The organism is Ardenticatena maritima (assembly GCF_001306175.1).
Taxonomy (GTDB): Bacteria; Chloroflexota; Anaerolineae; order Ardenticatenales; family Ardenticatenaceae; genus Ardenticatena; species Ardenticatena maritima.
The window spans coordinates 1-1288 of sequence record NZ_LGKN01000012.1; the positions used below are offsets into that span (position 1 = coordinate 1).

At 60.2% G+C, this 1288-nt stretch carries 1 protein-coding gene and 1 pseudogene; both read right to left on the reverse strand.

Going from position 1 to position 1288, the window contains the following annotated elements:
* Positions 1-328, reverse strand: a pseudogene (locus tag SE16_RS15155) (hypothetical protein); the annotation flags it as partial.
* Between the two features lie 226 nt (positions 329-554).
* Positions 555-1288, reverse strand: a 734-nt coding sequence (locus SE16_RS15160) for a branched-chain amino acid ABC transporter substrate-binding protein (RefSeq protein WP_152968840.1), incomplete at its 5' end; no start/stop codon positions are given.

Consider the following 1288-nt stretch of genomic DNA (forward strand, 5'->3'; position numbering starts at 1 on the left):
AGTCTTCGACCACCAACTCCACCGGGTGCCCCTTGATTTCCGGCTTGTCTTCCACCGCCAACTCCGCGGCGTTCTGCATGTCAATCCCCAGGTTCGCCACGTCGCCGCTCAGCCCCGCGGCAAACCCTATCTTCACCGGTTCACCCGGCGCCAACTCCACTACGCCCCACGGGTCTTCCACCGTCGTGGCTTCTTCCCCACCGGTCTGCTCCGTGGTTTCTCCGCCGGCTTGCGGCTCTTCCGTCGCCGTCGTCTCTTCACCGCCACCACCACAGGCGGCCAACGCCAGCGCCAGAAGCACCATCAAGGCAATGAGATACTTACGCATACTTTCTCCTCCGTTTCTTGCACTTATTGGACAGACAAAGGGGACAACTTGAAGATACCAAACCGTTTTGCGCCACTATCACCCCCTTTCAGGGTTTGCATGAGGTTGATGCACTGCGTGAAAATTTGGTATAGACCGGTGAAGGCGACGGGACGGCTCTCAAAAACCGTCCCGTCGGGTGAGAGCCTCGCTGCACTATTCTAACAGGCTTTGCCAGAAGGACGAATTACGATTCAGGCGGGAAGACGCGCACCCATTCGCCGTTCTGCACCTGGTAGATGATGATGTTCGCCGAACCACAGTCGCCTTTCTCGTCGCACGTAATCGTGCCGCTCAGACCCTGGTAGTCTTTCGTGGCACGCACCGCCTCCGCCAATGCCTTGCGCGGCACCAGCAACGTACCGTCCTGATCAACAGCCACTTTCTCAATCGCGTTCAGCAGCACCATCGTCGCGTCATACGCGTGCGCGTGGAACGGTCCCAGTTCGCTCGGCTCCACGCCGTACTTCTCCTTGTACCGCGCGCGGAACGCTTCCAACTCCGGCGACCCCGCCGGCAGGTCTGCAAACGTCGCATACGACCCTTCCGCCGCGCCGCCGGCCGCTTCAATGTACTGGTCCGAGAACGCACCGTCGTCCGTGAAGAAAATGGCGCTTTCCAGACCTACCTCGTTCTTCTGGCTCACCAGCAACGCCGCTTCCGCCTGGAACCCACCAAAGTAAATCGCTTCGGGTTGGTGAGCGGAAATCTTGGTGAGCGTCGCGCGGAAGTCTTTTTCACCAACCGTGATCCCTTCGTAGTCGGTCACTTCCCCGCCAAAACCCTCGAACGTCTCCTTGAACACGTCCGCCAGGCCCTGACCATACGCCGACCCGTCATGTATCACCGCGACCTTCCGCACTCCCAACTCGTTGTACAGGTACTCGGCCGCCGCCGACCCCTGCACCGCGTCGTTCCACG